General features: G+C 65.6%; 20 protein-coding genes. 13 read left to right on the top strand and 7 right to left on the bottom strand.

Features of this window, described 5'->3' with window-relative positions:
• Positions 1-41: 41 nt before the first annotated feature.
• Positions 42-1,625: a threonine ammonia-lyase, biosynthetic gene (ilvA, locus tag BLT40_RS15690; RefSeq protein WP_079520640.1), complete on the bottom strand. Its 1,584-nt coding sequence runs from the start codon at positions 1,623-1,625 to the stop codon at positions 42-44.
• A 375-nt stretch (positions 1,626-2,000) separates the two neighbouring features.
• Here ilvA and BLT40_RS15685 point away from each other — a divergent pair, with 375 nt between their 5' ends.
• Both BLT40_RS15685 and BLT40_RS15680 read left to right on the top strand, forming a co-directional pair.
• Positions 2,001-2,354: a type II toxin-antitoxin system RelE/ParE family toxin gene (locus BLT40_RS15685; protein WP_254857215.1), complete on the top strand. Its 354-nt coding sequence runs from the start codon at positions 2,001-2,003 to the stop codon at positions 2,352-2,354.
• Positions 2,338-2,622, top strand: a complete 285-nt coding sequence (locus BLT40_RS15680; protein ID WP_079520639.1) for a helix-turn-helix domain-containing protein — start codon at positions 2,338-2,340, stop codon at positions 2,620-2,622. Before BLT40_RS15685 ends, BLT40_RS15680 begins: the two co-directional genes overlap by 17 nt.
• Before the next feature lie 11 nt (positions 2,623-2,633).
• On the opposite strand, the gene BLT40_RS15675 is transcribed toward BLT40_RS15680, so the two are convergent.
• Entirely contained in the window at positions 2,634-3,026 is a 393-nt protein-coding gene (locus BLT40_RS15675; RefSeq protein WP_090354762.1) for a hypothetical protein, read from the bottom strand.
• A 72-nt stretch (positions 3,027-3,098) separates the two neighbouring features.
• Positions 3,099-3,335, bottom strand: a complete 237-nt coding sequence (locus BLT40_RS15670; RefSeq protein WP_036116337.1) for a twin transmembrane helix small protein — start codon at positions 3,333-3,335, stop codon at positions 3,099-3,101.
• A gap of 41 nt (positions 3,336-3,376) precedes the next feature.
• On the opposite strand from BLT40_RS15670, the gene BLT40_RS15665 reads away from it, so the two are divergent.
• Genes BLT40_RS15665 through cyoE form a run of 4 tightly spaced genes read left to right on the top strand, consistent with a single transcriptional unit; the run spans position 3,377 to position 6,736 of the window.
• The gene (locus tag BLT40_RS15665; protein WP_090354760.1) at positions 3,377-4,108 is read left to right on the top strand and encodes an SURF1 family protein; all 732 of its coding nucleotides are present in this window, start codon (positions 3,377-3,379) and stop codon (positions 4,106-4,108) included.
• Positions 4,105-4,671, top strand: coding sequence for a hypothetical protein (locus BLT40_RS15660; RefSeq protein ID WP_090354757.1), 567 nt, complete (start codon positions 4,105-4,107; stop codon positions 4,669-4,671). Before BLT40_RS15665 ends, BLT40_RS15660 begins: the two co-directional genes overlap by 4 nt.
• Positions 4,671-5,822, top strand: coding sequence for a COX15/CtaA family protein (locus BLT40_RS15655; protein WP_090354754.1), 1,152 nt, complete (start codon positions 4,671-4,673; stop codon positions 5,820-5,822). Before BLT40_RS15660 ends, BLT40_RS15655 begins: the two co-directional genes overlap by 1 nt.
• The gene (gene cyoE, locus BLT40_RS15650) at positions 5,819-6,736 is read left to right on the top strand and encodes a heme o synthase (protein ID WP_090354752.1); all 918 of its coding nucleotides are present in this window, start codon (positions 5,819-5,821) and stop codon (positions 6,734-6,736) included. The genes BLT40_RS15655 and cyoE overlap by 4 nt, the downstream gene beginning before the upstream one ends.
• 63 nt (positions 6,737-6,799) lie before the next feature.
• On the opposite strand, the gene BLT40_RS15645 is transcribed toward cyoE, so the two are convergent.
• Together BLT40_RS15645 and hemH are read right to left on the bottom strand one after the other, a co-directional pair.
• Positions 6,800-7,636 carry an alpha/beta fold hydrolase gene (locus tag BLT40_RS15645; RefSeq protein WP_255364035.1) on the bottom strand — a complete coding sequence of 279 codons (837 nt, stop codon included), beginning with the start codon at positions 7,634-7,636 and terminating at the stop codon, positions 6,800-6,802.
• On the bottom strand, positions 7,629-8,750 hold the full coding sequence (gene hemH, locus BLT40_RS15640; protein WP_090354747.1) for a ferrochelatase: 1,122 nt from the start codon (positions 8,748-8,750) through the stop codon (positions 7,629-7,631). The genes BLT40_RS15645 and hemH overlap by 8 nt, the downstream gene beginning before the upstream one ends.
• A gap of 110 nt (positions 8,751-8,860) precedes the next feature.
• Between hemH and BLT40_RS15635 the strand changes: the two genes are divergently transcribed.
• From BLT40_RS15635 to BLT40_RS15615, 5 genes are all read left to right on the top strand, one after another.
• Positions 8,861-9,550, top strand: coding sequence for a lipid-binding SYLF domain-containing protein (locus BLT40_RS15635; RefSeq protein WP_036116315.1), 690 nt, complete (start codon positions 8,861-8,863; stop codon positions 9,548-9,550).
• Positions 9,551-9,626: 76 nt separating this feature from the next.
• The gene (gene tatA / locus BLT40_RS15630; RefSeq protein WP_036116312.1) at positions 9,627-9,872 is read left to right on the top strand and encodes a twin-arginine translocase TatA/TatE family subunit; all 246 of its coding nucleotides are present in this window, start codon (positions 9,627-9,629) and stop codon (positions 9,870-9,872) included.
• 13 nt (positions 9,873-9,885) lie between these two features.
• The gene (tatB, locus tag BLT40_RS15625) at positions 9,886-10,332 is read left to right on the top strand and encodes a Sec-independent protein translocase protein TatB (RefSeq protein ID WP_079520632.1); all 447 of its coding nucleotides are present in this window, start codon (positions 9,886-9,888) and stop codon (positions 10,330-10,332) included.
• Positions 10,319-11,080, top strand: coding sequence for a twin-arginine translocase subunit TatC (gene tatC / locus BLT40_RS15620; RefSeq protein ID WP_036116310.1), 762 nt, complete (start codon positions 10,319-10,321; stop codon positions 11,078-11,080). Before tatB ends, tatC begins: the two co-directional genes overlap by 14 nt.
• A gap of 4 nt (positions 11,081-11,084) precedes the next feature.
• On the top strand, positions 11,085-11,717 hold the full coding sequence (locus BLT40_RS15615; protein WP_051944042.1) for a hypothetical protein: 633 nt from the start codon (positions 11,085-11,087) through the stop codon (positions 11,715-11,717).
• A 12-nt stretch (positions 11,718-11,729) separates the two neighbouring features.
• On the opposite strand, the gene BLT40_RS15610 is transcribed toward BLT40_RS15615, so the two are convergent.
• Complete coding sequence (locus BLT40_RS15610) at positions 11,730-13,088, bottom strand: S41 family peptidase (protein WP_079520629.1); 1,359 nt, start codon at positions 13,086-13,088, stop codon at positions 11,730-11,732.
• 14 nt (positions 13,089-13,102) lie between these two features.
• Positions 13,103-14,293 carry a murein hydrolase activator EnvC family protein gene (locus BLT40_RS15605; protein ID WP_090354745.1) on the bottom strand — a complete coding sequence of 397 codons (1,191 nt, stop codon included), beginning with the start codon at positions 14,291-14,293 and terminating at the stop codon, positions 13,103-13,105.
• A 307-nt stretch (positions 14,294-14,600) separates the two neighbouring features.
• Between BLT40_RS15605 and gltB the strand changes: the two genes are divergently transcribed.
• Together gltB and BLT40_RS15595 are read left to right on the top strand one after the other, a co-directional pair.
• Positions 14,601-19,052 (top strand): glutamate synthase large subunit, encoded by a 4,452-nt coding sequence (gene gltB, locus BLT40_RS15600; RefSeq protein WP_090354741.1) that lies wholly within the window; start codon positions 14,601-14,603, stop codon positions 19,050-19,052.
• Positions 19,049-20,485, top strand: coding sequence for a glutamate synthase subunit beta (locus BLT40_RS15595; protein ID WP_036116303.1), 1,437 nt, complete (start codon positions 19,049-19,051; stop codon positions 20,483-20,485). The genes gltB and BLT40_RS15595 overlap by 4 nt, the downstream gene beginning before the upstream one ends.
• The last annotated feature ends 22 nt before the right edge of the window (positions 20,486-20,507 follow it).

Below are 20,507 nucleotides of genomic sequence, written 5' to 3'. Positions count from 1 at the left end.
GTTGTTTCACAGGAGCGCTCGCGCGCTCCTGCTTCCCTCGTTTATCTCAGAAACAGTCGGTAGGCGGGATTGCTGGTCTCTTCGCGATACGGATAGCCCAGCCGGTTGAGGAACCGCGTGAGCGCGTCCTCGTCCGTCGCTTCCGCCTGGATGCCGACCAGCGTCGAGCTGTAATCGGCACCCTGGTTGCGGTAATGGAACAGGCTGATATTCCAGCTCGGCGACATCGAACGGAGGAAGCGCATCAACGCGCCCGGTCGTTCGGGGAACTCGAAGCGAAACAATCGTTCGCCCTGTGCGGCTGTCGAGCGTCCGCCCACCATATGCCTGATGTGCTGCGTCGATAGCTCATCGTTGCCAAGATTGACGACGGCGAATCCCGCTGCCTCGAAGACGGTTGTAAGCGACGCTTCGTCTACCGGGTCGTCTACCTGGAGGCCGACGAAGATCCTTGCGTTTTCATCGGTGCCGAGACGGTAGTTGAATTCCGTCACGTTGCGCTCGCCTACGAGCTCGCAGAAGTGCAGGAAGCTGCCGCGCTCCTCGGGAATGCTCACCGCGAACAAGGCTTCGCGCGATTCGCCAACCGCGGCGCGCTCGGCGATGAAGCGAATGCGGTCGATATTGAGATTGGCGCCGGAGACGATGGCACAAAGGGTGAGCGGGTGGTCGACCGCTCCCGAGTTGGTGGCCTGGGTCGCGTAGCGACGCGCAGCCGCGACGGCGAGCGCTCCCGCCGGCTCAACGAAACGTCGCGTGTCCTGATAGATATCCTTGATCGCAAGGCATACCTCGTCGGTGTCGACCAGCATCACCTCGTCGAGGTACTGGCTGCACAGTCGGAACGTTTCCTGCCCCACCAGCTTCACCGCCGTGCCGTCGGAAAAAAGCCCGACCTCGGTGAGTTCGATCCGTCGCCCTGCCTGGATCGATTGCGCCATGGCGCACGAGTCACGCGTCTGCACGCCGATCACGCGGATATCCGGGCGGAGTGCTTTTACATAGGTCGCGACTCCTGCAGCGAGACTGCCCCCTCCGATGGGCACGAAGATGGCGTCGATATGCCCGTGGTGCTGGCTCAGTATCTCCATCGCTACGGTGCCTTGTCCTGCGATAACGTCGGGGTCGTCGAAGGCTGGGATGAACGTCATGCCGCGTTCTCGCTGCAGCGCCATCGCGTGGGCGAACGCATCGTTATACGAATCGCCCGCCTTGATGACTTCCACCGTGGGCCCACCGAATCGCCGTGTCGCATTGACCTTAACGAGGGGTGCGGTTTCAGGTACGACGATGACCGCCGGGATACCAAGTTTCGCGGCGGACCAGGCGACACCTTGCGCGTGGTTTCCCGCTGACGCCGTGATGATGCCGCGTGCCAGTACGTCGGCGGACAGGTTGCGGATCCGGTTGTAGGCGCCACGGAGCTTGAACGACGAGACGGGTTGAGTGTCTTCACGCTTCAGCAGGACGTGGTGCCCCAGTTGCTCGGACAGCACCGTCGCATGCTGCAGTTCCGTCCGCTGGGCCACGTCGTACACGCGGGCGTTGAGGATGCGCCTCAGGTAGTCGGCGGCATCGCGTACGGGTTCGTCCCGAGTGGCGTGACGTGAAGCGGGGAGGGACATGGCGTGCGTCTCCGGTGCGTTCGTTTTCCCGGAGGCGGATACGAAAAACCCGCCTCGGAGGGCGGGTTGTCGGTCACCTGTCGCGCGTGATTCAACCCACCATCGATGAGACGGCGATGCTAATCAGCGTAATGAGGGCGGCGAGGCGGTTCATGGTCCGATCCTCTTACTGAACGAGCGGGGTGTCAACCAGCGCATGCCAGCCGGAGACGGCACGTCGGGCGGCACTGGCTCTCCGCATCGTTTGGGCGAGGGCCACTGAACATGGTTTGTGCATCACGCGACCCTCTCAGATGCGGCGAATCCACCGCGTCAGGGAGGTGTTCTGATGAGAAAGCAAATATCGAGGGGTGCGCCATTGACGTATGTGAGTCAATGGCGCACTATCACGAAGTGATCTTCGTGGAGACGCGGGCCTTCACGAGGCGTGTTACGGAATTGCTCGACGACGCGAACTACGGACGTCTACAGGTGTATCTCGCGGCTTACCCGGAAGCGGGCGATGTGATGGAAGGCACGGGTGGTCTCAGAAAGATACGTGTCGCCATGGGCTGCCGGGGAAAGAGTGCCGGAGCCCGAGTTATTTATTATTACTTCGTAGCGCAATCACAGATCGCGATGTTGTTGATATTTTCGAAGAACGAGCAGCAAAACCTGACGTCCGATCAGCGAAAGGTTCTTGCCACCATCATGGATAACTGGAAGCGGAGTTATGACCAAGTTCTTTGAAGACCTCCTGGAAAGCGTCCAGGAAATGGATGGCATTGTTCGTGGCGAGAAGCAGGCTTCACGCGTGTTTGAAGTCGATCCCGGCGCGATTAAAGCGCTACGTGAAACGACGGGCTTATCGCAGTCAAAGTTCGCGCTGCTTCTCGATGTCGACGTGGGTACGCTGCGTAATTGGGAGCAGGGAAGACGTGCCCCTACCGGCCCCGCCCGGGCCCTCCTTCGGGCCATTCGCAAGGATCCCCGCCATGTCCTCGCCGCGTTGGCCTGAGGTGGCTCTGGTCAGCGCTTTACGACTCGCGCCAGTTGAAGCGCACCCACGGCGATAAGCGCCAGGGCTCCACAGGCGACCCAGAAGCCCAGTGGCCGCGCCTGGTAGATCATCGGCGCAAGGATCGCGTATGCCGCGAGAAACAGTGCCGCAAGAGCGGCGCACATACGGGGATGTCGTCCGCGTGCCCAGAGGGCGCCGGTTGCCAGAATGAGAGTGGAAGCCCAGATCGCGATGAGCGCTGGAGGTGCCTGGGCAAGAAGGGCGCGCAAGGCCGCAGCCTGGGGCGGCGCCCCGACCAGTGCTATCAACGACGTGCCGAGTACGGTGACCGCCAGCCAGATCACGGCGATCAGCGCCAGATAGAGCCCCGCCGGTAACGGCGTCCGCTTCACTTGTTCCATGTCCTTTCCGCCCCAGTCAGTCCTTCACGGCACCGATTGCCGCACCGCGCCTTGGCCCCCCGGCCCCAAGCGTTAGAATTGACCGACCCCGTGGGGGTGCAGCCAGCCCATGAAGATGCCCAGCGCCACCATGGCGATGAGCAGCAGTGAGAGTCCGATACGGCGGGTGAGTGCCCAGACGGTGCGCTTGCTCTGGCCCTTGTCGGTCATCATGAAGAACAGCGCCTGCCCGAGGTTGAACAACACCACGAGCAGCAAAATCACCAGCGCATATTTGTAGATGGTTTCCACGTGACGGCTCCGCGCCATATCGACAATCCGAGTATAGCGTTGGGCACGGGGCGTCTTGCATGACTTTCCTGCGCCGTCCTACGTGGTTCGCTGTCGCACTCACGCTGGTGGGCGTGCTGGCTTTCGTACGCCTGGGCATATGGCAGCTGGATCGCGCCGACGAGAAGGATGAATTGCTGCGGCGGTACGCCGCATCGGCCGCAGCAAGCGTCGAGGAGTTCGGTTCCATCGCCGATAATCCTCCTCTTGATCGATACCCGAGGCTTTCGGTACGTGGCGTTTACCTGCCCGACCATTACTACCTGCTCGACGACCAGACCCACTCCGGTCAGGTCGGCGTGCACGTCTATGCGCCGTTTTCGCCGCATGGGCGCGATCCGTACCTCCTCGTCGACCTCGGTTTCCTGCCGAAGGAAGCGGGCGCCAACCCCCGGCTGCCGCCGCTTCCCGTGGGCGTCACCACCGTGCGGGGGCTCTACGTACCGTCGCCGGGTGTCGGTGTGCGCCTGGGTGGCGACCGTCTCCCGGAGCAGCACGGCGCGGAGAAGACCATGGTCTACGTCGATCTCAGGGAGATCGGTAACGACATCGGGCGCTCCCTGTATCCTCGCGTACTCCTTCTGGATCCCGACCCGGCCAGCATCTACATCCGCGAATGGACGCCGGGCTTCATGCCGCCGGCGCGCCATCGCGCCTACGCCTTCCAATGGTTCACCTTCGCCCTGGCGGCTGTGGTGATCTTCGTCCTCCTGCATCGCAAGCGACGCCCGAAACGGCCCGAGCATTCATGACCGATCCGAACGTCCCCCCACGTAAACCCGGCAGTGGCCGGCTCAAGCTCGTCTTGATCATGCTGGTCTTCCTCGCGCCCATTATCGCGGCGGGCCTGCTGACGCTGAGTGGCTGGCAGCCGGAAGGGAAAGGCAACGGTCGTCCCATCGTGCCGCAGCGCAGCATGGCCGATGTCCGCGTGGACGTCGCCGGCACGGCCTGGGCATGGCGTGACAGCGAGCCGCGTCTGACTCTGGTCGCGTTGCCGGGGCCGGATTGCGCCGCGCACTGCCTCGAGACGCTGGCGCTCATGCGTAACGCGCGCATCGTGCTCAACCGCAACGCCGATCGCCTGCGCCTTCTTTATATCGGCACGCCGCCGACCGCGCAGGGCGCGGACGCCGTCATGCCCGACTGGAAGGTCGGTACCGACGCGGCGAAGGCCTTCGAAGAATTCCGTCCCACCCAGCCCGACACGGTCGCCGCCGTGCTGGTTGAATCCAATGCCACCGCGTTGTCCTGGTATCCCGCCGGTTTCGACCCGAGCGGCCTGCGCAAGGATCTGCAGAAGGTGATCCGCTGATGTCGCCCCGAGCTCTCAAAACCCTGCGCACGCTGGCCTTGCTGGCTGCGCTGTTCGCTTTCTGCATCGTGATGTTCGGTGCCTTCGTGCGTCTGTCCAACGCGGGGCTGTCGTGTCCCGACTGGCCGACCTGCTATGGCAAGGCCACGTGGCCGGGCCACGCTCAGGACATCGCCCGCGCGAACGAAGCCTTCCCCGATCGTCCGTACGAAACGCACAAGGCGTGGCGTGAGCAGGTACACCGCTTCCTCGCCGGCAGCCTCGGTGTGATGGTCCTCGCCATCGCCCTGATGTCGGCCTGGCGCCGACGCATGGCGGTGGCCGCGGTGCTCGTGGCGGCGGTGTTCGCGACGGTGGGTGTCGTGATGTACATGCGCGGCGAATACGTGGTGTCGTCGTTCCTGTCCGCGCTGGCCATCGCGCTGCCGCTGATCGCCGCGGCGATGCTCGACCGAGCCGGTGCCTGGCGCGTCGGCGTGGCCGCGCTTGCCGTGATCATCTTCCAGGCCATGCTCGGCATGTGGACGGTGACCTTGCTGCTCAAGCCCATCGTCGTGATGGGGCATCTGCTCGGCGGACTGGCGACATTCGCCCTTCTCGCATGGGCAGCCCTGCGCTGGTGGCGTGTCGGCACACCGGACGACCGGTTCGCGGCACTTCGCGCGCCGGTCGCCATCGGCATCGTCGTGCTCGTCTGCCAGATCGCGCTCGGCGGCTGGACCAGTTCCAATTACGCGGCGCTCGCTTGTGGCACGGATTTTCCGCAGTGCCTCGGGCAGTGGTGGCCGCAGACGGACTTCCCGCAGGCTTTCGTGCTCTGGCGCGGCATCGGCGTCAACTACGAGGGCGGCGTGCTGGACATGGCCGCACGTAGCGCGATCCAGATCGCCCACCGCATCGGTGCGCTGGTGACCTTCGTCTACCTGGGCTGGTTGTCGCACAAGCTGGCGCGCGCCGGCCTGCGCAGGATCGGTATCGCCGTGGCGGTGGTGCTGATCGCGCAGGTGCTGCTCGGCATCGGCAATGTGCACCTCGGCCTGCCGTTGCCCGTCGCCACGGCGCACAATGGTGTCGCCGCGCTGCTCCTGTTCACGCTGCTTGCCGCCCTGGCGAGCACGCAGCGGCTGCCCGCCACGACGGAGTCCCCGTGAGCATCATCGGTCAATATTTCGAGCTGACCAAGCCACGCGTCGTCGCGATGCTGGTGTTCTGCGCGGTCATCGGCATGTTCCTCGCCGTCGACGCCGACGGCCAGCGTGTATTGCCGACGTGGCATGCGGCGATCTTCGGCACGCTCGGCATCTGGCTGGCCTCGGCTTCCGCCGCGGCGTTCAACCACCTGATCGACCAGCGCATCGACAAGATCATGGCGCGTACCTCGCATCGTCCGCTGGCGACCGGCCAGCTGACGCCGATGCAGGTGTTCGTCTTCGCGATGACGCTGGGCATCGTTTCGATGCTGGTGCTGGTCTTCCTGGTCAACAGGCTGACCGCGGTGCTGACGTTCTTCTCGCTGATCGGTTATGCGGTGATCTATACCGCCTACCTGAAGCGTGCGACGCCGCAGAATATCGTCATCGGCGGCCTCGCCGGCGCCGCGCCGCCGATGCTCGGCTGGACCGCGGTGACCGGCGAGCTGCATCCGTTCGCGCTGCAGCTGTTGCTGATCATCTTCGTGTGGACACCGCCGCATTTCTGGGCGCTGGCGATCTTCCGCGTCGACGATTATTCGCGGGCCCAGGTGCCCATGTTGCCGGTGACGCACGGCGTGGTGTTCACGCGCTGGCACATCCTGTTCTACACGATCCTGCTGTTCGTCGTGACCATGCTGCCGTTCTTCACGGGGATGAGCGGACTGATCTACCTGTTCGGCGCGGTGATCCTCGGCCTCGGTTTCCTCTGGTACGCCGCACGCATGTTCAATCCGCCGGACGAGCTGTTCGCGATGAAGATGTTCAACTACTCCATCGTATACCTGATGGTGTTGTTCGCCTTCCTGCTCGCGGATCACTGGCTGGTCGACCCGGTCGTGCAGCCGGGCTTCCGGATGGAACCGGTGGTTTAAACCGGGTCGCGTGGCGCCGTCGGGCCGTCACACGTTGGCGGGTATGTGACTTTCCCTGCCTGCTTACAGCGCGCCATGCACCCAGTCAGCCACGGCCTCCGGGTGTTCGAGGTGCAGATGATGCCCTCCATCCATGTGCTTCACCCGGATATCGTCGACGCAATCGATCCGTACCTGCAATGCCTCGGGCTCGAGATAGGGCGGCGACGGCCTGGCGAGCAACAACGACGTCGGTGCAGCGAGCCCCAGCAGCAACGACATGATCTGCGTCTCCGCGAGGCGGAGGGCCGTGGGCCGCGACAGGCGCGCATCGCTGCGCCAGCTGTATCCACCGTCGACCTCGCGCAGGCCGCGTTCCACGATGTGTCGTGCCAGCGTCGCATCGAGGCCGCTGGCCAGTGCGCGGGCACGAGCCGCATCGTCGATCGACGGAAAGACGCGCAAGGGCCGGGCGCCGCCAGCCGTCGACACCATCGCTTCGCGAAACCGGTCCAGCGTGCGCGATCCGTCGTCTCCGAGCGGCCCCAGGCCTTCGATCAGTGCCATTGCGCGAATGCGCTCCGGCGCCGCGATGGCCACCATCGTCGCCACACCGGCGCCCAGCGAGTGACCCAGCAGATGAAAACGCGGCAGCGCGAGCGAGTCGACGGCGGCGAGCACGGCCCGCGTGTAATCCTGATGCGTGTAGATCGTGCTCTCGGGCAGATGGTCCGAGTGACCGTGGCCAGGAAGGTCCAGCGCGATCACGTGGAACCGGTCGGCAAGCCGGGGTGCGAGCAGAGCAAAGCTCGCGGCGTTGTCGAGCCAGCCATGGATCAGCACCAGCGGCGCGGCGTCGGGTTCGCCCCAGCTCAGTCCGGCGAGCTCCATGCCTGGTATGGCGATGCGCAACTCACGCATCGGCATGTGCCTTACGCGCACGTTCGCGCGCGGCGGCAAGGCGCATCGCCGCCGCGGCCGGGTCGTAATCTGCCGCGAACTCGGGCCATCCCTGCGTGTGGCGCAGCACCAGGTCCGCGATGGCGCCCACGTGGTCCGGACGGGCGTTGAGGCAGGGGATGTAGCTGAGCGTCTCGCCGCCGGCCTCGCGGAAGAATTCCGCGTTCTGCATGGCGATCTCTTCGAGGGTTTCGAGGCAGTCGACGGCAAAGCCCGGACTGATCGTGTCGATGCGCTTGACGCCCTGTGCGCCGAACTGCCTGACCATCTCGTCGGTGTACGGGTGCAACCACCGTTCGCGGCCCACGCGTGACTGGAAGCTCATCGGCGCCTCGTCCGCGGTGACGCCCAGCGCTTCGCGGAGCAGGCGAGCGGTGGCGTGGCACTGGCAGAAGTACGGATCGCCGTTGCGCACGTAGCGCTCGGGAATGCCGTGAAAACTCATCAGCAGCTTCTCGCCCCGGCCGTTGCGCTCCCAGTGGTCGCGCACGCTGGCGGCGAGCGCGGCGATATAGGCGGGATCGTCGTGGTAGTCGTTGATCTGGCGCAGTTCCGGTGGCCAGCGCAGACCCTTCACCGTGTCGGCCACCGCGTCGAACACGCTGCCGGTCGAGGTGGCCGAGTACTGGGGGTAGAGCGGCAGAACGAGCAACCGCCGCACCCCTTCACGCTGCAACTGGGCAACCGTCGCCGCCACGCTGGGCCGCCCGTAGCGCATGGCCAGGGCGACGCGGATCGGTCCGTTGCGACGGCGCCCGAGTTCGGCCTGCAGGGACGCGGCCAGCGCCTCGCTGCCTGTTCGCAGGGGCGAGCCTTCCGCGGTCCAGATACGGGCATACGCGTGGGCGGAGCGCTTGGGACGGACGCGGAGAATGACGCCGTGGAGAATGGCTTTCCACAGCAGGCGCGGGTACTCGATGACGCGCGGGTCACCCAGAAACTCGGCGAGGTACGGCCGTACGGCCGCCGCGGTGGGCGCCTCAGGTGTACCGAGATTAACCAGCAGCACACCCGCCTGGGGCAGGGTGTCGTGGGAATGACCGGCAAGGCCGGTATAGTTTGGCGTACCTGGCATCGGAGTCCGGCGCTCGCGGGAATCGTTGCAGTCTGCCATAGGGCGGCGCGACGAGGCTCGCTCTCAATGCCGCAGCCGCTGCCACCCCGCGTATCGATAGGAGCCACCCGATGTCCCCACGCCCGCTTCGCCTGCTCGCCCTCGGCCTTCTCGCCCTGCTGCCCTCGCTGGCCGTCCAGGCCGCCGACCCGCCGAGAGAGCAGGCCCGGAACGCGGTCCGTGTGCTGTCCGAGATGATCGACGACGCGCCCGACAAATCGCTGCCTGCCGATCTGCTCAAGAACGCCAAGGCCATCGCGGTGCTGCCGGCCATGGTCAAGGGTGGCTTCGTCTTCTCTGGCTCCAAGGGCGAAGGCCTGATCTCGATCAAGACGCGTGACGGCACGTGGTCGAACCCCAACTTCATCTCGATGGCCGGTGCGGGCGTCGGCTTCCAGGTCGGCATCCAGTCCGCCGACGTGATCCTCGTGTTCCGCACCGATCGTGGCGTACAGAGCATCATCGACGGCAAGTTCACCATGGGCGCCAACGCCTCCGCGGCGGCCGGCCCGGTCGGCCGCTCCGCCACGGCCGCCACCGATGGCCAGATGAAAGCCGAGATCTACACCTACTCGCGCGCCAAGGGCCTGTTTGCCGGCATCGCGCTCGATGGCACCCATTTCAGCATCGACGACGACTCCAACGAGCAGATTTACGGCCCCGGAATCACGGCACGTCGCATTTTTGAAGGCGGTGTGACGAATGTTCCAAGCGAGGTAGTGGAATTCAGGGATAAACTTGAGGAGTACACTAACCGCTGAGTGTCGTCCCACCCGGTGCCCCAAGGGGCGCCGGACCGTCCCACGGCCCGGACCGAACGGGCCCGCGAGGTTTTTCATGAGCATTACCCATATCGTCCTCCTGCTGCTCGTCGTCGTGCTGATCTTCGGTACGAAGAAGCTGCGCAACATCGGCTCGGACCTGGGCGGCGCCATGCGCGACTTCAAGAAGGGTCTGGACGGCGACGAAGAGGCCCGCGCGGCGCGCGAGCGTGAAGAGAAACTGCGTGCCGATCCGCCCGTGAGCACCCAGGTCCCGCCGGTTCACAGCGAAACCACCGAGCCGCGCGACCGCGCTCCGTGATCCCGGCGGCGCCATGATCGAGATCAGCTTCGGTAAATTGCTGCTGCTCGCGGTGGTGGCGCTCATCGTGCTCGGCCCCGAGCGCCTTCCGCACGCCGCACGTACGGCAGGCGCCCTTTTGCGGCGCATGCGCAACGGCTGGGACAGCGTCAAGTCCGAGGTGGAGCGCGAGATTCAGGCCGAAGAGATCAAGCGCACGCTGCGCGAGACCGCCGAAAACGCCCGTGCCACGCATGACAGCGTGCGTGACGACATCCGCGCCGCTGGCAGCAGCGTCCGTGAAGACTTCCGTGCCGCCGCGGACGATGCCCGCCAGACCGGCGACCGTGTGCGCGACACCTTTTCCGATACCCCGGTAGCTCGCGTCGAGGGTCGTGAGCCCGACCCGGCGCGCGACATGCTGCCGCTGGCCCACGGCGACACCCCGCCGCCCAGGAACGAACCGCATGAGCGCAGCTGACTCCGATCCGTCCGGCGACGACGTGGTCGAAGAGGGTCTGTTTTCCCACCTGATCGAACTCCGTTCCCGCCTGCTCCGCGCCATCGTGGTGTTGCTCGTGGTGTTGCTGGCGCTGATGCCCGTCGCCAACCACCTGTATGCGGAACTGGCCAAACCGCTGGTCGAGCGCATGCCGCAGGGCGCGCATCTGATCGCCACGGAAGTCGCCAGCCCGTTCGTCACTCCGTTGAAGCTGGCCTTCTTCTGCGCGCTGTTCATCAGCATGCCGATGATCCTGTACCAGCTCTGGGCCTTCGTCAGCCCGGGCCTCTACAAGCACGAGAAGCGCCTGGCGCGCCCGTTGCTGGTGGCATCGCTGGTGCTGTTCTATTCGGGCTGCGCCTTCGCCTATTTCATCGTGCTGCCGGCGGCGTTCAAGTTTCTCAATGCCGTGACGCCCGACGGCGTGGCGATGATGACGGACATCACGCATTACCTCGACTTCGTCATGCTGATGTTCTTCGCCTTCGGCCTGTGCTTCGAAGTGCCGGTCGCGGTCGTGATCCTTGCCGCCATCGGTATCGTCGACGCCGAAAAGCTCAGCAAGGGGCGCGGTTACGCCGTCGTGGGCGCGTTCGCCATCGCCGCCTTCATCACGCCGCCGGATCTGCTCTCGATGGTGATGCTGGCTGTGCCGATGTGCATCCTGTACGAGCTCGGTTTGCTGGCCGTGAAGTTTCTTCTGAAACCACCGCCCGAGCAGGCGTGAGCCGATGGGCGTTTCGGTCGGTTGGCTGGCGGTCAAAGGCAAGGATGGCGATGCCGTCCTCGCCGCTCTCGACCTGGTCCGCAATGAGCAGACCACGACCGATCCGCGTCGAGGCTACGCCATCGAACTGCCGTCCGGCTGGTTTGTCGTCGTCACACGGTTCGCCTCGCCCCTGATCGCGGAGGAATCGCTGCGCCCGCTGTCGCGTGGCTGCACGGTGATCACCTGCGAACAGGAGGAGCACGTGATGGTCAGCGCCGCCACGTGCTACGTCGATGGCCTGCGCACCTGGCATGTCGAGCACGACGGGGAGGGCGACGATGTCCGTCACATCGTCTCGCATGGCGAACCACCGCCGGCGTTCGATGCCATCCACGCCCGTATCGAAGCATTGCAGGATGCCTCCGATGCCGAAGGCGACGATGTCGACCATTTTTATTCGCTGCCGCCCGAGCTGGCGCAGAGCGTGACCACCTTCGACGTGGACCTTCCCGCCAGCGCTTACGGCAAGCTGGTGTTCACCGGCTGGACGGCGAAAGAAACCCTGGCGCCGGGCGCCACTCCGCAGCTCCCACGGAAGCTGCGGCGTGAGATGGTCAAGGCCCGCGCCGCGCGTCCGTGGTGGAAGTTCTGGTAAGCGTCGGGGCGCTTACTTCGATACGTTACGGCCCAGCGATAAACCCTTCAGCACGTTGAGCGCCTGCGACAGCGGATAGTCTTCGATCGCGAGCTTGCCGTCGTCGTCGTTGGCGTTCTTGTCGTCCGACGACGCTTTCTCGTTCACCAGATGATTGGGCAGGTCGGCTTCCGAGCCGATAAGCGCGGGCGGCGTGTCGCTCTTGTTCACGGAGAGGTCGGCCAGCGCGATGTCCGGCTTGATGCCTTCGGCCTGGATCGAGGTGCCGTTGGGGGTGTAGTAGCGTGCGGTGGTGATCTTCACCGCGTGGTCCTGATCCAGCGGCAACACGGTCTGCACCACGCCCTTGCCGAAGGTGCGACGACCCATGATGAGTGCGCGGTGGTTGTCCTTCAGTGCACCGGACACGATCTCGGCGGCGGAAGCCGTGCCGTTGTCCGTGAGGATGACCATCGGTGCGCCCTTGAGCAGATCGCCCGGGTGGGCATCGAAGTGCAGGTTGGCGTCCGGCAACCGGCCCTTGGTCGTGACGATGGTGCCCGAGTCCAGGAAGGTGTCGGCGACGCCGACGGCCGTGGTCAGCAGACCGCCCGGATTGGAGCGCAGGTCGAGCACGGCGCCCCGGGGCGCGCCGTTCTTCGTGATCCAGTCCGAGAGCTTCTTGTCGAGGTCGGTCGACGTGTCTTCCTGGAACTGGCTGAGACGGATGTAGACGTAGCCGGGGTCGAGCTGACGCAGCTTGACGCTGGTGACTGCGATGCGCTCGCGCACCAGCGGCATGTCGATCGGCTTGTCGGATTTCTCGTGCAGGATGGTGAGCGTGACCTTGCTGCCGGGATCGCCTCGCAGTTTCTTGAACGCGTCGTCGATGTTCTGGCTGTCGACGACCATGCCGTCGACCTTGAGGATGGTGTCGCCCGGCTTGATGCCAGCACGCGACGCGGGGGTGTCGTCGATGGGCGAGACGATCTTCAGTGCGCCTTCGACCTGCAGGACTTCGATGCCCAGACCGCCGTACTGGCCCGTGGTGTCCTCATCGAGTTCGTCGAGGCCTTCCTTGTCGAGGTATTCGCTGTGCGGATCGAGGTTCTGGAGCATGCCGCTGATGGCGGCTTTCATGATCGTCTTGTTGTCGAGCTTCTCGACGTAGGCCTGCCGAACGATCTGGTACACCCGCGTGAAATTGCGAATGTCGTCCAGATCGACGGCGTCGTCGGCCTGAGTGGCGACCTTCGCCGCCGTGGTCGACGATGCGGCGGGGGCGTCGGGCTGCTTCAGCGCGGGCTTCGCCTGTTGCGCCTGGACGGTGGGAACCGCGATCGCACCGGCGAGAGCCAGTGCGAGGGCGAGGCGAAGGGGGTGCTGACGCATGCCTGTCTCCGGGGTCAATGCTTCTTGCTCAACCAGCCACGCGCGTCGATGGGTTTGCCACCCTGGCGCAGCTCGAAGTACGCGCCGTTGTCGCCGGCGGGTGCGGCGGCGGTGCCGACCGCCTGGCCGGCCTCCACCGTGTCGCCCACGCCGTGCAGCAGCGTCTCATTATTGCCGTACATGCTCATGAATCCGTTGCCGTGGTTCACGATGATCATCATGCCGTAGCCACGCAGGAAGTTGGCGAAGACCACGCGGCCGCGCGCGACCGCTTTCACCTCGCTGCCGCGCGGCGCGACGATGATGACGCCGCTGCCGAACGCGTGCACCGGACCGTTGGCCGGCCAGGGCAGGTTGCCGCGCATGTTGCCCACCGGTGCCGCTGCGGGCGTGCCCTTGGGCGCAGGCGCCGCCTCGACGGCCGCCCGGGCCGCCTCGGCCTTCGCCGCGTCGTCGATCACCTTCTGCAGGCGGCCGACCAGTGAGTTCATGTCCTGCTCGTTCTGTTTCAGCGCGGCCATACGCTGTGCCTGGTCCTTGTATTTCGAATCCGCCTCGGCCACCAGTTTCGCCTGGCTGGCGCGCTGCTTTTCCAGTTCCGCGGCGCGCGACTCGCGCTCCGCCCGCGTCGCCTCGAGCTTCTGCTGTTCGGCGGTGATGGCGGCTTCGACCTCCTGCAGGCGGGAAAGATCCGCAAGCAGGCCGCGGATCTTCTCGACCCGGTTGTCCTGAAAATATTTCGAGTAGGCCAGGGCGCGCGAGATCCGGTTGACGTCTTCGTCGCCGAGCAGGAGCTGCAGATCCGAGCCGCGTCCGAGCGTATAGGTCGCGCGGAGCAGGTCGCCGAGGGCGTCCTTCTGCTTCGAGAGGCCCGCTTCCATCTGTGCCCGCTGCGCGTTCAGCTGCTCCAGGTCGTGCTGGCGCTGCTGGAGGTCGCCATCCGTCTCGCGCACCGCCCTGGCGGCGGCGGATACCTGCTCGGCCTGTTTCGCCAGCGCGGCGTTGGCGCTGTCACGGGCGTTGGCGGTCTCGCGCTGCTCTTTCGTCAGGTTATCGATGTCCTTGCGGACTCCTTCGAGCTTTTGCCGGGCCTCGTCCTGCTGGGATCGCGTCTTGCCGTCCTGGGCCGCGTGGGCGGGCAGGAGGGGCGTAAGCGTGGCGATGGCGAGGGTCAGGGCGAGTGGCAGACGGGAAGTTGGGCGCATAGGGTCGATTATTACCTATCCGGGCCCGGGAGGAGTCAGCCCTGCCGGCGATTCAGGTCGCCTCACCGTACGGCCTGGTATGCCCCGCAACCCGCCCCGTACCTCATTTTTCGCGACTGGTCTTTCGTTCGCTCCCGTAAGATTTCCGTTGGCTTTCCGTTTGGACGTCCGAACGCTTTGACGCGCCGCGACAAATGTGACTAAAGTGGGTCGCTAGTTTCCTGCGTATACGTGAAGAGTCGGCCGTTCCAGGTCGCGGGGCCACGTCTGCGTCACCCCAGCAAAACCAACGGCCACCAGGAGGCGGATGGTGAAGCAAGGCATTCCGCGCCTCTATGACGAGGCGTTCGAACACGACAGTTGCGGCTTCGGTATCGTCGCGCAGATCGACGGTCACGCCAGCGCGAAGCTGGTCGACACCGCATTCGACGCACTCGCGAAACTTTCCCACCGTGGTGGCGTCAACGCCGACGGTATCAGTGGCGACGGTTGCGGTGTGCTCATTCGCCGTCCTGTGGAATGGCTGCGCGCGCTCGCCGGCGAAGCGGGCGTAACGCTCGCCACCCATTTCGCCGCGGGCGTGGTGTTCCTCGACCCGAACGGCGACGACACCGGCGCTCGTGTGCTCGAGGCCGAGCTGGCCGCCGTGAATCTTTCCGTCGCCGGCTGGCGCGACGTCGCTGTCGACACGGATGCCTGCGGTCCGCTGGCGTCGTTTTCGATGCCACGCGTGCGGCAGATCTTCGTCGACGCGCCGGGCGACCTTTCGCCGGCGAAATTCGAAGCCGCACTGTTCCGTGCGCGTCGCCGCACCGAGCTGCAGCTGGCCGACGACAAGCAGTTCTACGTGGTCTCGCTCTCGGGCGAGGTCGTGGGCTACAAGGCGATGGCCGCCCCCGGCCGTCTTCGTCAGGTCTATCCGGACCTCGCGCACCCGGCGCTGGTTGCCGACGCGGTGGTCTTCCACCAGCGTTTCTCGACCAACACGTCGCCGCAGTGGCGCCTCGCCCAGCCGTTCCGCCTGCTCGCGCACAACGGTGAGATCAACACCATTCGTGCCAACCGTCGCTGGATGCAGGCCCGCACGGCCGTCATGCGTTCCGAGCTCGTCGATCTCTCCGACATCGGTCCGCTGGTGCGCCAGAGCGGCTCGGATTCGGAAAGTCTCGACAACGCGCTCGAAGTGCTGCTCATGGGCGGCATGGATCTGCTCACCGCCATGCGCGTGCTCGTGCCGCCGGCTTACGCCGCGCGCGAAGACATCGACGAAGATCTCGCCGCGTTCTACGAGTACTACGCGCTGCATAGCGAGCCGTGGGACGGCCCCGCCGGTCTGGTGATGTGCGACGGCCGTTACGCCGCCTGTACCCTGGACCGTAACGGCCTGCGTCCCGCGCGCTGGGCGTTGTCCGACGACAATCATCTGATCGTGGCGTCCGAGGCCGGTCTGTGGGACGTCCCGTCGTCGCGCATCGTCGCCAAGGGTCGTCTTGCGCCCGGCGAGATGATCGCCGTGGACTTCCGCGAGCACCGTCTGCTGCGTGACGCCGACATCGACGCGATCAACCGCCAGCGGGCACCGTTCCGTGACTGGCTGCGTGACGGCGTGACCTATCTCGAGTCCGACCTGATCGATCCGAGCCTGGCGGCGGAACCGCTGCCGGCCGACGAATTGCGCCGCTACCAGAAGCTCTACGGCCTGTCGCGCGAAGAGTGCGAGTCGGTGCTGAAGGTGCTGGCCGAAACCGAGGCGGAAGCCACGGGCTCGATGGGTGACGACACGCCGATGGCCGTGCTGTCGCGACAGATCCGTCCGCTGTTCGATCGCTTCCGCCAGGGCTTCGCCCAGGTGACGAATCCGCCGATCGATCCGCTGCGCGAGCGCCTGGTGATGTCGCTGGTTACCCAGATAGGCCAGGAACGCAACATCTTCGATCTCGGCCCGGAGAACGCGAAGCAGATCCTGCTCAACTCGCCGATCCTTTCGCAGCGCAAGCTGCGTCAGATCCTGGCGAATGAGGATTATGCGGACACGCCACGTTTCGACCTCATGTACGGCGCGGACGAAACGCTCGAGCAGGCGCTCCTGCGTATCTGCGACGATGTCGAGAAAGCCGTGCGCGCGGGCGTGCGTATCGTGTTCCTCAGCGACCGCTATCCGCGCCGCGATCTGTTGCCGATTCATTCGCTGCTGGCCACCGGTGCCGTGCATGCGCGTCTGGTCGACAAGGGCCTGCGCTGTCAGTGCAACATCATGGTCGAGACGGCGACGCCGCGCGATCCGCATCACTTTGCGTGTCTGCTCGGTTTCGGCGCCACCGCGATCTACCCGTGGCTGGCCTACCAGAGTCTGTTCGACATGGGCCGCAGCGGGCACATCCGCAACGGCGAAGGCGCTCCGCGCGAGATCGGCCGCAACTACCGTCGCGGCATCCGCAAGGGCCTGCTGAAGATCCTGTCGAAGATGGGTATCTCCACGGTGGCGGGCTATCGCGGTGCGCAGCTGTTCGAGATCGTCGGTCTGGCGCCGGAAGTCGTCGCAGCCTGTTTCCCGGGCACGCCGTCGCGTATCGGCGGGTCCACCTTCGCCGACCTCGAGCAGGAGCAGCGTCTGCTCGCTGCCGAAGCCTGGGACGAAGCGCACGCGCTGCGTGCCGGTGGCCTGTTCAAGTACGTGCACGGCGGCGAGTTCCACATGTACAACCCGGACGTCATCGCCAGCCTCCAGGTGGCGGTACGTACGGGCGACTACGCCGACTACGCCAAATACGCGCGTTACGTCGACACGCGTCCGCCGTCCGCACTGCGCGATCTGCTCGTGCCACGCGCGACCACGCCCATTCCGCTGGACGACGTCGAACCGGTCGAGGACATCCTCAAGCGTTTCGACTCCGCCGGCATGTCGCTCGGTGCGCTGTCGCCCGAAGCGCACGAGGCGCTCGCTATCGCGATGAACCGCCTCGGCGCCCGCAGCAACTCGGGTGAGGGCGGTGAAGATCCCGCGCGCTACGGCACCGACCGCGCGTCCAAGATCAAGCAGGTGGCCTCGGGTCGTTTCGGCGTCACACCGACGTATCTGGTCAACGCCGAAGTGCTGCAGATCAAGATCGCCCAGGGCGCCAAGCCGGGTGAGGGCGGTCAGCTGCCGGGTCACAAGGTCGACGCGACCATCGCTCGTCTTCGTTACGCGAAGCCGGGTATCGGTCTGATCTCGCCGCCGCCCCATCACGACATCTATTCCATCGAAGACCTCGCCCAGCTGATCCACGACCTCAAGGAAGTGAATCCGCAGGCGCTGATCTCGGTGAAGCTCGTCTCGCACGCGGGCGTCGGCACCGTGGCCGCCGGTGTGGTCAAGGCGGGCGCGGATCTGATCACGGTTTCCGGCCACGACGGCGGTACCGGTGCCAGTCCGCTCACCTCGATCAAGTACGCGGGTACCCCGTGGGAGCTGGGTCTGGCGGAGACGCAGCAGACGCTTCGCCTCAACGACCTGCGCGGTCGCGTGCGCCTGCAGACCGACGGTGGTCTGAAGACCGGTCTGGACGTCATCAAGGCGGCGATGCTCGGCGCCGAAAGCTTCGGCTTCGGCACCGGTCCGATGGTCGCGCTCGGCTGCAAGTACCTGCGTATCTGCCATCTGAACAACTGCGCGACGGGCGTCGCCACGCAGCACCCGATCCTGCGGCAGAAGCACTTCCTCGGGCTGCCCGACATGGTGATGAACTACTTCCGCTTCATCGCGGAGGACGTGCGCCAGCATCTCGCGCAACTGGGTGTCCGCTCCATCGCCGAACTCATCGGCCAGAGCGGTCGCCTCGAGCAGCGTGACGGCGTGACGCCGGTGCAGGAACGCCTCGATCTGTCGCCGCTCATCAGCGAAGACGGCATGGGTGAGAAGGTCGACTTCGCCTGCACCTTCGCGCGTAACCCGATGCGCGACCCCGCGGCGCTCGCCAGTCGCATCGCGGCGGAAACGCGCGAAGCGGTGAAGGATGGCCTGGGCGGCACGTTTACCTACCCGATCGCCAACACGGATCGCGCCATCGGTGCGCGGCTCTCCGGTGACGTCGCCCGTCGCTGGGGCGATATGGGCATGGCCGGCAAACCGGTGAACCTGCATCTGCTCGGCGCGGCGGGGCAGAGTCTCGGTGCGTGGAACGCCGCCGGTGTCAACATCGATCTGATCGGTGAGGCCAACGACGGCGTCGGTAAGGGTATGGCAGGTGGCCGTCTGGTCATTCGTCCGCCGGCCGATTCGCCGTTCGCCAGCCAGGACGCCTCGATCATCGGCAATACCTGTCTGTACGGCGCGACCGGTGGCGAACTGTTCGCCGCGGGTCAGGCCGGCGAACGCTTCGCCGTGCGCAATTCCGGCGCGTTGGCCGTCGTCGAAGGCGCGGGCGACCATTGCTGCGAGTACATGACCGGTGGCGTCGTCGCCGTGCTGGGTCGCACCGGACTGAACTTCGGCGCCGGCATGACCGGCGGTTTCGCCTACGTGCTGGACATGGAGCGCAATTTCGTCGATTGCTACAACCACGAACTCGTCGACATCGTGCGCATCTCTCACGAAGGCATGGAACATTACATGCAGCATCTGCGCCAGCTGATCGCCCGCCACGCCGAACTCACCGACTCCGCCTGGGGTCGCAAGGTACTCGGCGATTTCCGCGGCCTGCTGCAGCGCTTCTGGCTGGTGAAACCCAAGGCCGCGAGTCTCGACGCGCTGGCCGAAGAACTGCGGAGCGCGGCATGAGTTCGAAGGACTTCCGCTTTCTCGAAATCCCCCGCCAGACGCCGCGTACGGTGCCGGTCGCGGTGCGCGTGCTCGGCTACGGCGAGATCTCCGGCGACTTCGCGTCGTCGGAAGCCGCGTCGCAGTCGGAGCGTTGCATCGACTGCGGCAACCCGTATTGCGAGCACGCCTGCCCGGTGCACAACTACATCCCGAACTGGCTGAAGCTGGTGCAGGACGGCCGTCTGTTCGAAGCGGCGACGCTGATGCACGAGACCAATCCCTTGCCGGAGATCTGCGGTCGCGTCTGTCCGCAGGATCGTCTCTGCGAAGGTGCATGCACGCTCGAACAGGGTGACTTCGGTGCCGTCACCATCGGCAGCGTCGAACGCTGGGCGACGGACGAAGCGATTCGTCAGGGCTGGCGCCCCGACCTGTCGCGTGTGAAGGAAACCGGTGCGCGCGTCGCCATCGTCGGCGCGGGTCCCGCTGGTCTGGCCTGCGCGGATCGCCTGCGTCGCGCGGGTATCGCCGCCGATGTGTTCGACAAGTATCACGAGATCGGTGGTCTGCTGACCTTCGGCATTCCGCCGTTCAAGCTCGACAAGTCCGTCGTGCGCACGCGCCGCATGGTGCTCGAAGGCATGGGCGTGACCTTCCGCCTCGGCATCGAGATCGGTCGCGACATCGCGTTCGACGAGTTGCTGGCGGATTACGACGCCGTGTTTGTCGGTACCGGCGCATACACCTATGTCGACGGTCAGCTCGACGGTCGCGATCTGGTGGGTGTGCACGACGCGCTCCCGTTCCTCATCGCCAACACCGACCGTCTCTTGCGCGAAGAAGAGCCGGCCGCCGAATACGATCTCGCCGGCAAGCACGTCGTCGTGCTCGGCGGCGGTGACACCGGCATGGACTGCAACCGCACGGCGATTCGTCTCGGTGCCGCGTCGGTCACCTGCGTCTATCGTCGCGACGAGCCCAGCATGCCGGGCTCGCGTCGCGAAGTCGGTTACTCCCGCGAAGAGGGCGTCCGCTTCCTGTTTCAGCGTCAGCCTACGGCCCTGGTCGGTGAAGATGGCCGTGTGAAAGCCGTGCGTGTCGTCGAGACCCAGCTGGTCGAAGGCGACGACGGCCGTCCGCGTCCGCAGAACGTACCGGGCAGCGAAACCGATCTGCGCGCCGACGTCGTCATCCAGGCCTTCGGCTTTCAGGCGAGTCCGCCCGACTGGTGCGACACGTTCGGCATCGAGCGCGATCGCAGCGGTCGCATCGTGGCCGGTGGCGAAGGCCGCCTGCCGCTGCAGACCAGCAACCCGCGCGTCTTCGCCGGCGGCGACAACGTGCGCGGTGCGGATCTTGTGGTGCGTGCCGTCTACGACGGTCGCGAAGCCGCCGCCTCCATCGCACGCATGCTCGCCGCGAAGAAAGCCGAGGTCACCGTCGCGGCGTAAGCGTGCCGGTGGCACCGGTGAA

It is taken from the genome of Dyella sp. 333MFSha, from assembly GCF_900102405.1.
GTDB classification, from domain to species: Bacteria; Pseudomonadota; Gammaproteobacteria; order Xanthomonadales; family Rhodanobacteraceae; genus Luteibacter; species Luteibacter mycovicinus.
This window is presented reverse-complemented; position numbering and strand designations above follow the sequence as displayed.